The sequence below is a fragment of the Mesorhizobium sp. J428 genome (assembly GCF_024699925.1).
Taxonomy (GTDB): domain Bacteria; phylum Pseudomonadota; class Alphaproteobacteria; order Rhizobiales; family Rhizobiaceae; genus Mesorhizobium_A.
Genome location: NZ_JAJOMX010000001.1, coordinates 930475 through 947567 on the forward strand (window position 1 = coordinate 930475; position 17093 = coordinate 947567).

General features: G+C 65.1%; 12 protein-coding genes and 1 pseudogene. 5 read left to right on the top strand and 8 right to left on the bottom strand.

Translation table 11 applies throughout. The features are described from left to right. Positions 1 to 74: 74 nt before the first annotated feature. The 4 genes from LRS09_RS04715 to LRS09_RS04730 all read right to left on the bottom strand — a co-directional run bounded on the left by LRS09_RS04715 (position 75) and on the right by LRS09_RS04730 (position 7280). On the bottom strand, positions 75 to 2393 hold the full coding sequence (locus LRS09_RS04715; RefSeq protein ID WP_257804557.1) for a bifunctional diguanylate cyclase/phosphodiesterase: 2319 nt from the start codon (positions 2391 to 2393) through the stop codon (positions 75 to 77). Between the two features lie 88 nt (positions 2394 to 2481). Further along, positions 2482 to 5958, bottom strand: a complete 3477-nt coding sequence (locus LRS09_RS04720; RefSeq protein WP_257804559.1) for an indolepyruvate ferredoxin oxidoreductase family protein — start codon at positions 5956 to 5958, stop codon at positions 2482 to 2484. A gap of 199 nt (positions 5959 to 6157) precedes the next feature. After that, positions 6158 to 6676 carry a hypothetical protein gene (locus tag LRS09_RS04725; RefSeq protein WP_257804561.1) on the bottom strand — a complete coding sequence of 173 codons (519 nt, stop codon included), beginning with the start codon at positions 6674 to 6676 and terminating at the stop codon, positions 6158 to 6160. After that, on the bottom strand, positions 6669 to 7280 hold the full coding sequence (locus LRS09_RS04730) for a CGNR zinc finger domain-containing protein (RefSeq protein ID WP_257804562.1): 612 nt from the start codon (positions 7278 to 7280) through the stop codon (positions 6669 to 6671). The genes LRS09_RS04725 and LRS09_RS04730 overlap by 8 nt, the downstream gene beginning before the upstream one ends. An 84-nt stretch (positions 7281 to 7364) precedes the next feature. On the opposite strand from LRS09_RS04730, the gene LRS09_RS04735 reads away from it, so the two are divergent. From LRS09_RS04735 to LRS09_RS04745, 3 genes are all read left to right on the top strand, one after another. Continuing rightward, positions 7365 to 8291, top strand: coding sequence for a branched-chain amino acid ABC transporter permease (locus LRS09_RS04735; protein ID WP_308240278.1), 927 nt, complete (start codon positions 7365 to 7367; stop codon positions 8289 to 8291). 199 nt (positions 8292 to 8490) lie between these two features. After that, complete coding sequence (locus tag LRS09_RS04740; protein ID WP_257804563.1) at positions 8491 to 9075, top strand: TRAP transporter small permease subunit; 585 nt, start codon at positions 8491 to 8493, stop codon at positions 9073 to 9075. Further along, complete coding sequence (locus LRS09_RS04745; protein WP_257804565.1) at positions 9072 to 10874, top strand: TRAP transporter large permease subunit; 1803 nt, start codon at positions 9072 to 9074, stop codon at positions 10872 to 10874. Before LRS09_RS04740 ends, LRS09_RS04745 begins: the two co-directional genes overlap by 4 nt. 75 nt (positions 10875 to 10949) lie before the next feature. Here the strand turns inward: LRS09_RS04745 and LRS09_RS04750 are convergent. Both LRS09_RS04750 and LRS09_RS04755 read right to left on the bottom strand, forming a co-directional pair. Then, positions 10950 to 12058, bottom strand: a pseudogene (locus tag LRS09_RS04750) (TRAP transporter substrate-binding protein). 210 nt (positions 12059 to 12268) lie between these two features. Continuing rightward, entirely contained in the window at positions 12269 to 13375 is a 1107-nt protein-coding gene (locus LRS09_RS04755; RefSeq protein ID WP_257804569.1) for a TRAP transporter substrate-binding protein, read from the bottom strand. A 282-nt stretch (positions 13376 to 13657) separates the two neighbouring features. Here LRS09_RS04755 and LRS09_RS04760 point away from each other — a divergent pair, with 282 nt between their 5' ends. Next, complete coding sequence (locus LRS09_RS04760) at positions 13658 to 14431, top strand: gamma-glutamyl-gamma-aminobutyrate hydrolase family protein (RefSeq protein ID WP_257804570.1); 774 nt, start codon at positions 13658 to 13660, stop codon at positions 14429 to 14431. Between the two features lie 9 nt (positions 14432 to 14440). Here LRS09_RS04760 and LRS09_RS04765 read toward each other — a convergent pair whose 3' ends face one another. Beyond that, positions 14441 to 15427 carry a 2-hydroxyacid dehydrogenase gene (locus LRS09_RS04765; RefSeq protein WP_257804572.1) on the bottom strand — a complete coding sequence of 329 codons (987 nt, stop codon included), beginning with the start codon at positions 15425 to 15427 and terminating at the stop codon, positions 14441 to 14443. Between the two features lie 198 nt (positions 15428 to 15625). Between LRS09_RS04765 and LRS09_RS04770 the strand changes: the two genes are divergently transcribed. Further along, the gene (locus LRS09_RS04770; RefSeq protein ID WP_257804573.1) at positions 15626 to 15976 is read left to right on the top strand and encodes a hypothetical protein; all 351 of its coding nucleotides are present in this window, start codon (positions 15626 to 15628) and stop codon (positions 15974 to 15976) included. 58 nt (positions 15977 to 16034) lie between these two features. Here the strand turns inward: LRS09_RS04770 and LRS09_RS04775 are convergent, their stop codons facing one another. After that, positions 16035 to 17054, bottom strand: coding sequence for a LacI family DNA-binding transcriptional regulator (locus LRS09_RS04775; protein ID WP_257810123.1), 1020 nt, complete (start codon positions 17052 to 17054; stop codon positions 16035 to 16037). Between the last annotated feature and the right edge of the window lie 39 nt (positions 17055 to 17093).

Below are 17093 nucleotides of genomic sequence, written 5' to 3' on the forward strand. Positions count from 1 at the left end.
TAAATTTTAGCGTTTTTGGCTGAAGACGGCGGAATTTCGGGAGACAGGACGGCAATCGCGCCGCTCACTCCGCGCTAGGCGGAAAGGTGGTGCGAGGCGCGGCGGACAGCGTGGATGTCCTTCGCAAAGGGCCAGGTCGTGGTCGACATGGTCTCGATGCCCGAGGCCGACAGGGCAGAGCCGAACAGGAAGCCCTGAACCAGGTCCGGCTTCACGTCGAGGGCGAGCACCTTGAGCTGTTCGAACGTCTCCACGCCTTCGATCGTGACGGAAAGGCCGAGCGGGCGCGACAGGTTCACGACGCCGCGCAGCAGGTCGAGCGAACGCTCGTTGCGGGTGATGTCCTCGATGAAGGACCGGTCGATCTTGACCTTGTCGAGCGGCAGCGTGTGCAGGTAGCTCAGGCTCGAATAGCCGGTGCCGAAGTCGTCAAGCGCGATGCGGACGCCCAGCGCCTTCAGTTCCTCGAGGAGCACGCGCGTCGAAGACTTGTCGTCCAAAAGCGCCGTCTCCGTGACCTCGATCTCCATACGGTCGGGCGCGAGGCTTGCCTCCGTCAGCGCCTCCCTCACCAGCGCAACGATGTTTCTGCTGCGAAAATCCTTGGCGGACAGGTTGATCGAGACGCGGATGTGTTCCGGCCACTTGGCGCATTCGGCGCTGGCGGCCTTAAGCATGAACTCGCTGATCGCCGAGATGATGCCCATTTCCTCGGCGAGCGGGATGAAGACGCCCGGAGAGACCGGTCCGATCTCCGGGTGGTCCCAGCGGCAGAGGGCCTCGCAGCTTGCGATGCGCATCGTGTCCATCGCCACGATCGGCTGGTAGACGACGCGCAGCAGCTTGTTCTCGACCGCGTGGCGAAGGTCCGCCTTCAGCACCTGGCGGTTGCGGAACTCCGCATCCATCGTCGCTTCGAAGACCTGCCAGCCGTTCTTGCCGAACTCCTTCGCCTTGTAGAGTGCGAGGTCCGCCTTGACGAACATTGAATCGACGTCGGTCTCGCTCACCTTCGCCAGCACGGCGCCGGCGCTCGCCTGTATCCGCAGCGAATGCCCCGCCACGTCGACCTCGCCCTGAAGCGCCTCGAAGATGCGCGAAAGCTCGAAGTGCAGCGCCTCTGTGCTCTCGACCTTGTCGAAATAGAGCATGAATTCGTCGCCGCCGAAGCGGCTGATCTTGACGTTCTCGCGGGCGAGCCCGGCGAGCTTCTGCGCCACGGAATAGATCATGCCGTCGCCGACCGGGTGGCCGAGCGTGTCGTTGATGTTCTTGAAGTCGTCGAGGTCGACGACGGCGAGCGCGCAATTCCGCTGCTGGTCGCCGCTGATGAGGTATTCCGCGACCATCTCGTGGAAATAGGCGCGGTTCGGCAGGCCGGTGAGGTTGTCGTAGCGCGCCATGTAGCGGATCTTTTCCTCCGCCTCGACGCGCGCCGTCACGTCCTCGAAGGTGATGACGCCGAGTTCGTCGCGGCCCTCGCGGGCCGAGAACTCGAAGTGCCGCCCGTTGGTGAAGTTCACCAGGAGCTTCCGGTCGCGGCCGTCGCGCAGTGCGCGGGCCAGCTGCGTCTCGACGTAATGCGAATCCCGCATCGACAGCAGCCCGCCGGCAACGCCGCGCATCAGCAGCGCCTTCAGCGTCCGGCCGAGCAGCTTGTCGGGCGAGGAGACCGAGAACAGGTCGGCTGCCTCGGCGTTCGCGACGGCGACGCGGCCCTCGCTGTCGAGCATCACCAGGCCGTGCGACATCGTGTTGAGCGCGCGGTCGAAGCGCAGCGCCAGCCCCTTCGCCTTCTTTTCCTCGCTGATGGCCGTGAACAGCACCGTCCGCACTGTCCTGGCCATCTTGACGATGGTGAACATGAACGGGACGACGAGCAGGCCGAGCGCGAAGTGGTAGATGTCGCCCTTCAGCATGAAGCCGGCAGCGATCGGCACGATCACCGAAAGCGACAGGATCACCACCATCTTGCGGGAGCCGAAGTTGCGCCCCGCGATCGTCACCGTCATCGCGAGCACGAGCGACATCCCGGCGAGTTCGCCGAAGAGGTCGGGCACAAGATAGAGGCAGACGAAGGTGAACAGGCCGACGGTCAGGCCCTGGATGGTGCCCGCCACGATGTAGTAGCGCTCCCATTCGAGAGCCGATTTGTAGGTCAGGATCTGCGAGGGGTCGACACGGCGTAGCGCATAGTAGCGGCCGACAGCAGCGGCCACCAGCATCAGGGTGAGGACGAGATAGATCGGCTGCTGCGTCTTCCAGAGAACGAGCGATCCGATCAGCCCCTGCGCGAACGCGCCGACGAGCAGGACATTCGTCTCGTCGAACAGCGACCTGACGAAGCCAATGTAGACGTCCTCTGAGATGTCGTCAGTTTTGTTTTTTTTCATCGACTGCGCGGCCGCGGAAGCTTCGCGGTTATGACATGGCCGTCTTAAGAAAGCCTTAGACGACAATGCGGCGCAAGCCCGCAGACATCTATTCCGCCGCCTGAAGGTTGGGCTCTACCGGCGGTGAGACGAGACGGTCGACCAGCCGCGCCCGTTCGCCCCTCGCCTTTTCGACATTGCGCATCTTGACGTGACCGTAGCCGCGGATGAGGGCTGGGACCGATGCAAGCGCCACGGCCGCGTCGACCGAAGGCGGCGAAAGGTGCTTCTCGATCAGGTCGAGGTCCGCCTCGTAGTCCGCGATCAGCCTGCGCTCCATCTTGCGCTCGGCAGTGTAGCCGAAGATGTCGAACGCGGTGCCGCGCAGCCCTTTGAACGCTGCAAGCACGCCGAACCCCTTCATCATCCACGGCCCGAAGGAGGATTTCCGTGGCAGGCCGTCCGCACCCTTGCGGCCGAGGATGGGCGGCGCGAGGTGGAATTCGAGCCGGTCGAAATCCTGGAACTGGGACGCAAGCTGCTTGCGGAAGGAGCCGTCGGTGTAGAGCCGGGCGACCTCGTATTCATCCTTGATCGCCATCAGCTTGAAGAGGTTGCGCGCGGCGGTCTCCGTCACGGCCGTCGACCCCGCGACGGCGGCGGCTTCCGCCTTGCGCAGCCTATCGATGCGCTCGGCATAGCGCCGCGCATAGGCCGCGTTCTGATAGGCGGTCAGGAACTCGACCCGCTTCGCGACGATCTCGTCCAGCGTCTGCGCCAGCGGCGCGGCCACCGCACCCTGCACGGACTGAACGAGCTTGCGCACCGTCTCCGGATCGTGCGCGGCGCGGCGCCCCCAGCGGAACGCGGCAACGTTCATCTTCACCGCCTCACCGTTGAGCTCGATCGCCTTCTCGACCGCCTCCGCCGACACCGGCAGGCCGCCGTACTGATAGGCGAAGCCGAGCATGAACATGTTCGCGCCGACCGAGTTGCCGAACAGCGTCGTGGCGCTGCGGGTAGCGTCGAAGAAATGCGCCTTGTCGTCGCCCACCGCCTGCCGGATCGCCTTCTTCAGCCGCTCCGTCGGCAGCGAGAAGTCGGTCGAGCGCGTGAAATCGCCGGGCATCACCTCCGCCGTATTGGCGACGAAGAGCGTGCGGCCCTCGCGCGCCGAGGCGAGCACCTTCTTCGCGCCGGAGACCACCAGGTCGCAGCCCAGCACGAGGTCGGCCTTGCCGGCCGAGACGCGGATGGCGCTGATGTCGTCCGGCGTCGGTGCGATGCGGACATGCGAGAACACCGCCCCGCCCTTCTGGGCAAGGCCGGCCATGTCGATCATGCCGCAGCCCTTGCCTTCCAGATGCGCCGCCATGCCGAGGATCGCACCGATCGTCACCACGCCAGTGCCGCCGATCCCGTCGACGACGCAGGCCCAGCCGCCCTGGCCGAGCGGGAAGAGCGCCGGCTCCGGCACGCCTGCCAGAGGATCCGATGCGCTCGCGACGCCTTCCGCCTTGCGCAGCTTCGCGCCGTGCACCGTCACGAAGGACGGGCAGAAGCCGTTGACGCAGGAGAAGTCCTTGTTGCAGCTCGACTGGTCGATGCGGCGCTTGCGGCCGAATTCGGTCTCGACCGGCTGCACAGAGACGCAATTCGACTTCACGCCGCAGTCGCCGCAGCCCTCGCAGACCAGCTCGTTGATGATGACCCGCTTGTCCGGGTCCGGGAACGTGCCGCGCTTGCGGCGACGGCGCTTCTCGGCGGCGCAGGTCTGGTCGTAGAGCAGCACCGACACGCCCTTCACGTCTCGCAGCTCGCGCTGCACCGCATCGAGATCGTCGCGATGGCTGAAGCTGACGCCGGCGGGGAATTCGGCCTTGCCCGCATATTTGCCGGGCTCGTCGGTGACGACGGCGATCCGGTCGACGCCCTCCGCCCGCACCTGGCGGGCGATCATGTCGACGGTGAGATTGCCCTCATGCGGCTGGCCGCCGGTCATGGCGACGGCGTCGTTGTAGAGGATCTTGTAAGTGATGTTGGCCTTCGAGGCGAGCGCGAAGCGGACCGCGAGCGAGCCGGAATGGTTGTAGGTTCCGTCGCCGAGGTTCTGGAACATGTGCTCGCGCTTGGAGAATGGCGCCTGGCCGATCCACTGCGCGCCCTCCCCGCCCATGGCGGTGAAGCCGACGGTCGAGCGGTCCATCCACAGCGCCATGAAATGGCAGCCGATGCCCGCGCCGGCGATCGAGCCCTCCGGTACCTTGGTCGAGGAATTGTGCGGGCAGCCCGAGCAAAAATAAGGCGTCCGGTTGGAGACGTCCTTGGTGTCGGCCAGCATGGCCTGGTACTGCTTGAGCTGCGCCACCCGCGCGGCGATCTCTTCCGAATGGCCGATCTTCTTCAGCACCCGCTCGCCGATGGCGATGGCGATGTCGTTGGGATCGAGCGCCCCCTTGGCCGGGAAGAGCCACTCTCCCCGCGCGTCCTTCTTGCCCTCGATCAGCGGCTGCATCGCGGTGCCGTAGAGGTTTTCCCGCATCTGCACTTCGATCAGCGAGCGCTTCTCCTCGACCACCAGCACGGTCTCGAGGCCGCGGGCGAATTCCGAGATATGTTCGACGTCCAGCGGCCAGGGAGCGGCGACCTTGAACAGCCTGAGACCGATCTGCGCCGCCCGCGCCTCGTCGATGCCGAGGTCGTCGAGCGCCTGGCGCACGTCGAGATAGGACTTGCCGACGGTGATGATGCCGATCTTCGGCGCACTTCCGCCCGAATAGATGATCTTGTTCAGCCCGTTGGCACGGATGAATGCCGCCGCCGCCGCGCGCTTGTAGACGTGCAGCCGCTCCTCCTGGCCCATCTGGTCGAGCTCGTGGCGGATGCTGAGCCCGCCGGGCGGCAGGTCGATCTCGGGCAGCACGATGTTCAACCGGTCGAGCGACACGTCCACCGACGCGGTCGATTCGATATTGTCCTTGACGCATTTGATCGCCGTCCAGGTGCTGGAGAACCGGGACATGGCAAAGCCATAGAGGCCGTAGTCGATCAACTCCTGCACGCCGGCCGGATTGAGGATCGGCATCATCGTATCGACGAAGAGAAACTCGGTCGCATGCGCGTTCGTGGATGATTCGGCCGTGTGGTCGTCGCCCATCAGCGCCAGCACGCCGCCATTCTTCGAGGTGCCGGCGAGGTTGGCATGGCGGAACACGTCGCCCGAGCGGTCGACGCCCGGCCCTTTGCCGTACCAAACGGAGAACACGCCGTCGTGCTTGCCTTCGCCGAGAAGCTCGGTCTGCTGCGAGCCCCAGACGGCGGTGGCGGCAAGCTCCTCGTTGAGACCGGGCTGGAAGACGATGCTGGAGGCTTCAAGCTGCTTCTTCGCGCGCCAGAATTGCTGGTCAAGGCCGCCGAGCGGCGAGCCGCGGTAGCCCGAGACGAAGCCTGCCGTGTCCAGCCCGAGGCGGCGATCGCGTTCGCGCTGCATAAGCAGCATCCTGACGATCGCCTGCGCGCCCGACAGAAAGATTCGTTCCTTGGAAAGGTCGAACTTGTCTCCGAGCGTCACATCGTGAAGCGTCATCAACGATCTCCTGCGGACGGCTGGGTATCACCTGACCGCCCTCCGTGGAAGCAGTGTTTCTGTGGCAGTCGACAACGTCAAACGAAATCAACGCGATCCGCAAAAGAGCAATCGCCGCCACGCATGCGGCTATCCAACGAATATTTTATGTCGTCGGGATGATGGCAGGCGAAATTTCCTGAGCGGCGATCCGCAGGAATCAACCCCGGCCGGGACAGCCCGCCTCGTTGGTGACGTCGAGCTTGCCGTCGGGACGGCCCTTCAACTCCGGATTCGGCGTATAGACCGGTCCGACGACGAGGGGGCGATCCGGCAGCACCTCCTGGTCCAGATTGGATGCGATCGTCGTCTCGATTTCCTGCCGCACGGCGCCGTCCGGTCCCTCGATGCGGATCGCGACCGCGTAGGGATGGTCCTTGCGCACGCAGCGCAGCGGCGGGCTTTCCAGCACCGCCTTGTCGAGCTTCGGCCAGATCCGCTGCCGTACCACGATCGGCTCGCCGCCGGCCGGATCCTCGAAGCTCGCCACCGCAGTCTGCCCGTCCTCCATCGGCCCCAGCGGCTTGAGCGTCACCAGATAGGTCGCCGTGGCGACGCGGTAGTTGAAGACGAACAGCTTGCCCGAGATTTCGAACAGCTTGCCGGGACGGCTCTCGTCACGGCATGCTCCGAGAGCCATCAGTGCGATGGCGACCGCCAAGACGAAAAATCTAGGCATCGACCGTCCTTCCCTCGTCGTCGCGCCGGCGGCGGTAATGCCGCCGCGCCTTCTGCCGGTTTCCGCACACGGTCATGTCGCACCAGACACGGCTGCCGTTGCGGCTCCTGTCCAGGAACAGCCAGCCGCAATTGCCGCAAATGCGGATGCGCCGCTGCATCTCGGGAGCAAGCAGCGAGAGCGCCGAGACCGCCACGGCAGCCTCCAGCTCGATCGTCCCCTGCCCTGCTCTCAGGCCGGCCTGGCCGGCGGCGAACATCACCGGCGCGGCCTCGAGTGCGCGCGCGCACTGGTCGAGCAGCGGGGCCAGGCGCTCGGATCGGATGGCGCCGCTCACCGACGCGTCCCTGAACAGCGCATCCGTCGTCTCGCGCAGCGCGACCATCCGCGGCTTCGCGCCTGACGGATCGGAAACCACCAGCGTATTGCCGCCGATCTCTTCGGCGCGGAAGGCCGTCGCCGCCCTGGCGAAACGGACGATCTCGTCCGCCTGCTCGAATCTGTCGAACCTCCGGTCCGGATCGTCGCGCAGCACCACCGTGTTCGCCACGTCGAGCGCAAGCACTTCGCCCGAGAACCGGTGTGGCGTCCAGATCGTTTCCATGCGGAAAATCTAACTTGTAAAATACATCTTGCAAGTTAGTTTGTCAGGAAATGTTCCTCGCCGCGACAGGAAGCCTCTGTCGCCATGGGTCCTGCGCCGACGCCGATGGCCTATTTCCTGCAGCAGATCCTGAACGGCGTGCACATCGGCGCGATCTATGCCCTGCTCGCCTTCGGCTATGCGATGACCTACGGCGTCCTCAGGCGCGCAAACCTCGCGCACGGCGCGATCTTCGCCTTCGGCGGTCAGGTCGGCATCCTTGCCACGGTATTCGGCTGGAACGTGCTGTGGCTGACGCTTCCCGCCGCGCTGGGGCTGGGCGTTGTCCTCGCCTTTGCCTTTGCCGGCCTCGCCTCCCACCTGATTTCCCGCGCGGTACTCGAACCGCTGCGCGCCGGCAATCCGAACACGATCGTTGCCGCCACGCTCGCCGTCGCGATCGTGCTCATGGAACTCGGACGCCTGGCGATGGACAGCCGCGACCTCTGGCTGCCGCCGATCCTTGCCCGCACCGTCGTCTTCTGGCGCGACGGCGTGTTCCTGGTCACGCTGACCGCGATCCAACTCGTCGACGTGGCGATCGTGATCCTCTCAATCGCGATCGCGGCGGTCTGGCTCTCCCGGTCGCGCTTCGGCCGCGGCTGGCGCGCGATCTGCGACGACCCGTTGGCGGCCGCCATGTGCGGCGTCGACGCACGCCGGACATTCCGCGCGACGGTCGTCGCCAGCGGCATGCTCGCGGCGCTGGCCGGTGTGCTGGCGGCGATCCATTTCGGCAATATCAGCTTCGACACCGGTCTCGTCTTCGGCCTGAAGGTGCTGTTCGTCGCGGCCCTCGGTCTCGGCGGCTCGCCGCTCGCCGCGGCATTCGGAGCGGCCGGCATCGGCATCGCGGAATCGCTGTGGACCGGCTATTTCGCCGGCGAGTGGCGCGACGCCGGCATCTTCTCCGCGCTCGTCCTGCTGCTGGTTCTCCGCTCGGCGGATCTCGCCCGCGACAGGAACGTCTGAGTTCCGCAGCGATATACGACCAAAGTCGCGGCGGACTCGTAGTTTCACCATGCTGTCTCGCAGTGCACAAAAGTGTTAGGCACGGTTTCGGCAATGCGGCGATGCGAATCGGCGCTTGTTTCGTGTGCGTATTTTCGGCACTAGGAGACAGCGGCGGAGATCGCAAAGCGACACGACGCGTGACATGGGAGGAAGATTGATGGCGGGGCTTCTGGCTCTCTCGCGCCTGATCGACGGACTCAACGAATTCATCGGCAAATGGATATCGTGGGCGATTCTCGCCGCGGTCCTGATCAGTGCGATCAATGCGATTATCCGCAAGACGCTCAATACGTCTTCGAATGCCTGGCTGGAGATGCAGTGGTATCTCTACGGCGCTGCATTCTTGCTCGCAGCCGCTTACACGCTGAAGCAGAACGAGCATATCCGTATCGACATCGTTTACGGCGCCTTTTCGCGCCGGGTCCAGCACTGGATCGACCTGCTCGGGCACGTCTTCTTCCTGATGCCCTTCGTGCTTTTGATGATCTACTACTTCGTGCCCTACTTCCTACTGTCCTTCCGGTCCGGCGAGGTCTCCACGAATGCGGGCGGCCTGATCATCTGGCCGGCGAAGCTGCTGCTGCTGATCGGCTTTAGCCTGCTCGGCCTGCAGGGCATCTCGGAGATCATCAAGAAGATCGCCGTCATGCGAGGCGACATGGAGGACCCCAACCCCTTCATCTCGGCGCATGAGGCCGCCGAGCTCGAAGCCAAGGCGCTGGTCGAGGAGCTCAAGCAATGATGGAGTTCATCGCCCAGAACATGGCGCCGATCATGTTCTTCTCGCTCATCATCTTCCTGCTCATCGGCTATCCCGTCGCCTTCGCGCTCGCCGCGAACGGCCTGCTCTTCTTCTTCATCGGCGTCGAGCTCGCGCCGCTGTCGAACGGTTCGATCAATCTGTCATGGCCGCTGCTCTACGCCTTGCCAGAGCGCTTCTACGGCGGCGTCATGGCCAACGAGACGCTGCTTGCGATCCCTTTCTTCACCTTCATGGGCATCGTGCTGGAACGGTCCGGCATGGCGGAGGACCTGCTCGACACGATCGGCCAGCTCTTCGGCCCGATCCGCGGCGGCCTTGCCTACGCGGTCATTTTCGTCGGCGCGCTTCTGGCGGCGACGACAGGCGTGGTGGCGGCGTCTGTCATCGCGATGGGCCTGATCTCGCTGCCGATCATGCTGCGCTACGGCTATGATCGCAGGCTCGCCTCGGGTGTCATCGCGGCATCCGGCACACTGGCGCAGATCATCCCGCCCTCGCTCGTGCTGATCGTCCTCGCAGATCAGCTCGGCCGTTCCGTCGGCGACATGTACAAGGGTGCGTTGATTCCCGGCCTGATCCTGACCGGCATCTACATGGGCTACATCCTGTTGATGTCGATCATCCGGCCCAAGTCGATGCCGGCGCTGCCGCTGGAAGCCCGCACGCTCGGTTCGGGCATCACATCGCTCGCCGTCGCCCTGCTCGTCGCCTCGGTCATCGCCTACGGCGCCCATGTGTGGCTTTCCCCCACCCACGGCGACAACGCCGACATTCTCGGTGCCTGCGTGGGCATCATCCTCATCTACGTCGTCGCTATCGCCGACCGGTCGATGAAGCTCGGCCTGATGTCGCGGCTCGCCCAGCAGGTCATCATCGTCCTGATCCCGCCGCTGGCGCTGATCTTCCTCGTGCTCGGCACCATCTTCCTCGGCATCGCGACGCCGACGGAAGGCGGCGCCATGGGCGCGGTCGGCGCGCTGATCATGGCCGCCGCCAAGGGCCGGCTGACCCTCGACGTGATCAAGCAGGCGCTCGCCTCGACAACCCGCCTGTCGGCCTTCGTGATGTTCATCCTGATCGGTGCGCGCGTCTTCTCGCTCACCTTCTACGGCGTCAACGGCCATATCTGGGTCGAGCACCTGCTCACCTCGCTGCCGGGCGGCGAAGTCGGGTTCCTGATCGCGGTGAACATCCTGGTGTTCCTGCTGGCGTTCTTCCTCGACTTCTTCGAGCTCGCCTTCATCATCGTGCCGCTGCTGGCCCCGGCCGCGACGGCGCTCGGCATCGACCTGATCTGGTTCGGCGTCCTGCTCGGCGTCAACATGCAGACGAGCTTCATGCATCCGCCCTTCGGCTTCGCGCTGTTCTACCTCCGCTCGGTGGCGGCGCGCGCACCCTATCTCGACAAGGTCACCGGCCGGCAGATAGCGCCGGTCACGACCGGACAGATCTATTGGGGCGCGGTGCCGTTCGTCTGCATCCAGGTGATCATGGTGGCGATCGTCATCGCCTTCCCCGGCATGGTGATGCACTACAAGGGCAGCGGTCCGGTCGTCGATCCGAACACGATCAAGATCGAAGTGCCCGGCTTCGGCGGCCAGGGCGGTGGCCTGGGCGCACCGGGAAGCCTCGGCCTGCCGCCGCTCGGCGGCTCGCAGCCGGCGCAGCCCGCACAGCCCTCCGGCAACGATCTCAGCCAGCCGCCGAGCTTCGGCGCGCCGGCGCAGCCTGCCCAGCCGGCGCCGTCGAACGACCTGTCCCAGCCGCCGAAGTTCTGACGGCGGACGGAGCGGAAAACAAAGATCCCGGGGCGTCGCCGCCCCGGGGTTTTCTTTTCGACCGGGAAATGTCGGTCAGCCGAGCTTGCCGGCCCGCTGTTGGATCATCATGAACGTGTCGTAGGTGTATTCCGAGATCTGCGCCCAGAGATAGGCGTCCTTGCGGAACTCGGACTGGTTGTCGAATATCTTCTTGAACATCGCATTCGAGGCGCCGATCTCGGCATAGGTCGCCGCCGAGGCATCGAACGCGGCGGACAGGATCTCCTGGCTGAACGGCTTCAGCACCGCCCCACCCGCGACCAGGCGGCGAAGCGCCGCCGGGTTCTTGGCGTCGTAGTTCGCCATCATGTCGCAGTTCGCCGCCTCGCAGGCCGCGCGCAGCAGCGACTGGTAGTTCTTCGGCAGTTCGTTCCACTTGGCAAGATTGACCAACGCATGCAGCGTCGGGCCGCCCTCCCAGAAGCCCGGATAGTTGTAGTATTTCGCCACCTTGTAGAAGCCGAGCTTCTCGTCGTCATATGGCCCGACCCACTCGGCCGCGTCGATCGTGCCCTTCTCCAGCGCCGGATAGATGTCGCCGCCGGCGATCTGCTGCGGCACGACGCCGAGCTTTTCCATGATCTTGCCGGCGAAGCCGCCGATACGCATCTTGAGGCCCTGCAGGTCGGCGACCGTGTTGATCTCCTTCCGGTACCAACCACCCATCTGGGCGCCGGTATTGCCACAGGCGAGCCCGTAGAGGCCCTGCGTGGCGTAGAACTCGTTGAGGAGCGCCTCGCCTCCGGCATGGTAGATCCAGCCGTTCATCTGGCGCGCGTTGAGCGAGAACGGCACGGCGGTCGCGAGCGCGAAGGTCGGGTCCTTCCCCCAGAAGTAATACGAGGCGGTGTGGCACATCTCGACCGTGCCCGCTGCTGTGGCATCGGCAGCCTGCAGGCCGGGGACGATCTCGGCCGCGGCGAAGACTTGGATCTGGAAATTGCCGTCCGAAGCCTCGTTGACATATTTCGCCATCGTCTCGGCCGCGCCGTAGATCGTGTCGAGCGCCTTCGGGAATGAAGACGTGCAACGCCAGGCAATTTTTGGCGAGCTCTGCGCGATGGCAGGCGCGGCGAGCGTCGACGCCGCTGCGGCGCCTGCGCCGGCCAAGCCGGCCTTGGTGATGAATTACGACGATCCATTGAATATCCTCCCAGATGTGGATCCAACGGCTCCGGCAGGACATTCTGTAATAGGGAATTATGGTCGCCCCGCCCGACCGTTGGTCCAATCAATGCACGCTGGACCAATCAAGTAAAGACGGGTGAAAATACCCGACGCGCCACCCCGCTCCGGAAACGAAAAACCCCGGAGCGTCGCCGCTCCGGGGCCAATCAGGCAATACGGTCGGGTCAGATCTTGCCGGCGCGCTGCTGGATCATCATGAAGGTGTCGTAATTGTACTCCGCCACCTGCGCATTGAGGTAGTACGAGCCGCGGAACGCGGTGATCGAATCCCAGATCTTCTTGAACTCGGGGATCGTCGACGTCATCTCGGCATAGACCTCGTTCGACTTGTCGAAGCAGGCCGACAGGATCTCCTGGCTGAACGGACGCAGCTGCGCGCCGCTGGCGACCAGGTTCTTGATCGCGGTCGGGTTCTTGTAGTCGTATTTCTGCAGCATGTCGGCGTCAGCGGCCTGAGCGGCCGTGCGCAGCAGCGCCTGGTAGTTCTTCGGCAGCTCTTCGTACTTCGCCTTGTTGAACAGGAAGTGGACAGTCGGACCGCCTTCCCACCAACCCGGATAATAATAGTACGGCGCGACCTTGTAGAAGCCGAGCTTCTCGTCGTCATAGGGGCCGACCCACTCGGCCGCGTCGATCGTGCCTTTCTCCAGCGCCGGATAGATGTCGCCGCCGGCGATCTGCTGCGGCACCACGCCGAGCTTCTCGACGACCTTGCCGGCGAAGCCGCCGATGCGCATCTTCAGGCCCTGCAGGTCGGCGACGGTGTTGATCTCCTTGCGGAACCAGCCGCCCATCTGCACGCCCGTGTTGCCGCCCGGCAGGCCGTAGAGGCCCTGCGTGCTGAGGAACTCGTTGAACAGGTCGATGCCGCCGCCGTGATAGTGCCAGGCGTTCATGCCGCGCGCGTTGAGCGCGAAGGGAACCGCTGCACCCAGCGCCCAGGTCGGGTTCTTGCCCCAGTAGTAGTAGGAGACGGTGTGGCAGGCCTCGACCGTGCCCGCCGTGGTCGCGTCGGCCGCCTGCAGGCCGGGGACGATCTCGCCCGCGGCGAAGACCTGGATCTGGAAATTGCCGTCGGTCGCCTCGGACAGCATCTTCGACAGCACTTCGGCGCCGCCATAGATCGTGTCGAGCGACTTCGGGAACGACGACGTCATGCGCCAGGTGACCTTCGGCGCGCTCTGGGCGATGGCGGGCGCGGCAAGCGCCGTGGCGGCGACGGCACCGGTGCCGGCAAGACCCGCCTTCTTGATAAATGACCTGCGATCCATGATTTCTCCTCTCGGGACTTCCAGTCGAATCTGTTCGCGTTGCAGGGAAATGCCCACGCGACCTCCACTTAGGCGGGCGATACATACACGCCGCCGCGCTTCTGTCTAGGATTTCAGAGCCTTACGATATGACTACCGTATTTCTACCTTAGACTATGGTTTAAGATCGTCCAGATGCTTCCCCGGCCCGGCCGACGCCGGATGCATCCCGTGGATTTCGACCGCGGACAGGTGTAGGAAGCGGCCTTGAACGTGACACTGCCAAATGCGGAACGCATGCCCATGACACAGCCCCTCGTCGCCGTATCGACCGACGTCCGCCAGTTCGAAAACTACACCTGGCACGCCGCCCCGAAGCAGTATCTCGAAGCGGCGGTAGCGGGCGCGGGCGTCTTCCCCATCCTCGTCCCCTCCTTCGGCGACCGGCTCGATCTCGACGAACTGCTCGACCGCGTCGACGGGGTGATGATCACCGGCTCGAAATCCAACGTCTATCCCGGCCTCTACGGCGGCGATCCGAGCGAGGCCAACGGCCCCTACGACCACGACCGCGACGCCACCACTCTGCCGCTTATCCGCAGGGCGATCGAGCGCGGCGTGCCGCTGCTGGCGATCTGCCGCGGCATCCAGGAGCTGAACGTCGCGCTCGGCGGCACGCTGCACACCGAAGTCCAGGAGATCGAGGGCCGCATGGACCATCGCGCTCCGGTCAGCGACGACCAGGACGAGCGCTTCGCCATCCGCCAGCGCGTTTCCATCAAGCCCGGCACCTGCCTCGCCGGCATCTTCGGAGCGGGCGAGGTGCCGGTGAATTCCGTCCACCGGCAGGCGGTCGACCGCCTTGGCGAGCGTCTCCAGGTCGAGGCGGTCGCGGATGACGGCACGGTCGAGGCCGTTTCCGTGGTGGGTGCACCGGCCTTCGCGGTCGGCGTGCAGTGGCACCCCGAATACTGGGTGAAATCCGACGACGCCTCGGCGAGGATATTCAAGGCCTTCGGCGATGCGGCCCGCGCCCACAGCGCGGCGCGGTCGGGACTGCGCGTCGCAGCGGAATAGAGCGCCGGTCTAGCGCGGCTTCCGAGCGCCCGGATTGACAGAAGCCGTTTCCGGCACGGGCGTCAGCGGTCTGCCCTCGGTGAACCACGAGACGAGGTTGTCGACCGCGAGGTCCGCCATCGCCGTGCGCGTGTGCACCGAGGCGGAACCGACATGCGGCAGCAGGCTGGCATTGGCGCTCTTGAGCAGCGCTTCCGGCACCTCCGGCTCGTTGCGGAACACGTCCAGCCCCGCGGCGAGGATCGTCCCGTCTGCGAGCGCTTGCGCCAGCGCGTCCTCGTCCACGGTCGAGCCGCGCCCGACATTGACGAACACGCCGTTCGGTCCCAGCGCTTCCAGCACCTTACGGTCCACCGCCTTCTCGGTCGAGGAGCCGCCCGGTGCGACCGAGATCAGCGTATCGACCGCGCCGGCGAGCTCGATGAGTGTCGGATACCATGTGTAGGCCACGCCTTCGACGGCGCGCCGGTTGTGATAGCCGACCGGCAGCCCGAATGCCTCGATACGGCGGGCGATCGCAAGCCCGATCCGGCCCATGCCGAAGATGCCGACGCGGCGTCCGCGCAGCGTGCCGCGCGTCAGCGGATAATTGCCTTCCGACGCCCAGCGGCCGGCCCTCAGCCATGCCTCGGCCTTCGGCAGTTCGCGGACCGTATTGAGCAACAGCCCGATCGCCGTGTCCGCCACCTCTTCCGTCAGCACGTCCGGCGTGTTGGTCACCATTACGCCGACGGTGCCGGCATGCCGCGCGTCGACCGCGTCATATCCGACGCCGAAATTCGCGATGATCTCCAGATTCGGCAAGGCGTCGATGAAGGCGGCGCTGATCGTCGTCATCGCCGACATGCCGCGCACCTTGTCGGCGATCTGCGGCGTTACCAGTCCGGGGTCGGCGGCGGGCAGCGCCACGAGTTCGAACTCCCTGCCGATTCGCGCCACCGCATGCGGGTGGAGCAAGTCGGGCACAAGCACCGCTATCTTGTTCGTCGATCCCATTAAGTCACCTCCGGCCGACTGTTTAAACGATGCGCAATCGCGTTTGAAGGTGCTCGCACCCGTTTGCGGAATGACGTTCCACCTCCGTCAGGAAAGACGGAACGCTTTCCTGGAAAGCGCATTGACCTGCAGATCGGACGATCCCCGTCCGAGCGAAACCAGCCATCACTGAGAGCTGACCAAAACCTGGAGGAAATCGTGAAATTCAAGACCGTTGCAGCCGCCACGGCGGCTTTCCTCATGCTTGCCGGAGCGTCCTTTGCCCAGCAGGCCCCGCAGGGCACTGCACCTACCGCGCAAGGCACCCCCGCCTTCGCTTCGGATGCCGAGAAAGCGATGTACGAGCAGAACATGAAGTCGATGAGCGGCTTCTTCACCGACCAAACCATGGGCACGCTCAAGCCCGATGCCGAAGTCAAGGCGACATTCGAAGCCATGGACGCCGACAGCCAGGCCGGTATGAAGTCCGCCTGCGAAAAGGCGATGTCCGATCGCGGCTCATACGGCACGGTGACGACGGCTCTCTGCCAGCAGGTTATGGTGATGTAGTCCAGCCGATCTGGTTCGCAGCAGGATGTAAAGAGGGCGCGGAGCCATTCGCGCCCTCTCAGCGTTGCGACGGCCGGCCTGTCGATTGCCTGACATGCAGCTCCGGCCGGATGAGGTCGGGCGTGACGGGCTCGTGATTGCCGCCGAGCCGGTCGAGAAGCGCGCGCGCCGCGCGGCGGCCGACCTCCCTCTGGCCGTTCCACACCGTCGTCAGCGCCGGCGTGGCGATCGCGGCCTCCTCGAGGTCGTCGTAGCCGGTGACGGAAATGTCGACGCCCGGAACCAGCCCCGCGCGCGCGATGCCGTTCATGAGGCCGATCGCGACCAGATCGTTCCAGCACACCGCCGCCGTCGGCTTGTCCTTCAGCGCCAGGAACTGTCCGGTTGCCTCGAAGCCGCCCTGTTTGGTGCGAGGGCCGGGAACGCGCCAGTCCGGCTTCACCTCCAGCCCGGCCTTCTCCATCGCCAGCACGTAGCCACGGTAGCGGTCGCGGCCCGTCGAGGTCTGGTCCGTGCCGCCGATCATCGCGATGCGGCGGTGGCCGAGCGAGATCAGGTGGTTGGTCGCGAGTCCGATGCCGTAGGCGTCGTCGCCGCGGAACACCGGCACGAGCGCCCCCTCGACCTGGCGCGCGATCAGCACGACGGGCAGGCCGTTCTCCTCCATCATCTCGATGTCTTCGCGCGGTGTGCCGATCGCGGGCGACATGATCACTCCGTCGGCGCCGAGCTGCAGCAGAGTGTCGATGAAGGTGCGCTGCTTCTCGAGCTGGTCGTAGTGGTTGGAGAGGATGAAGGTCTGGCCGCTGCGGTCGAGCTCGCTTTCGATCGAGCGCAGGATTTCGGCGAAGAACGGGTTCATGATGTCGTGCACGACCACCCCGACGATGCCCGAACGAGAGGTCCTCAGGCTGGCGGCGCGGCGGTTGTAGATATAGCCGATCGTCCGCGCATAATCCTTGATCCGGTCGCGCGTGGTGTCGGCGACCAGCGGACTATCCCGCAAAGCCAGCGACACGGTGGCGGTCGATACTCCAAGCGCATCCGCTATGGTCGAAAGCTTGATTTTCTGCGCCAGCCCCCCCTCCACCGCCGGTGAGTTAAACAGTTTAAAGAA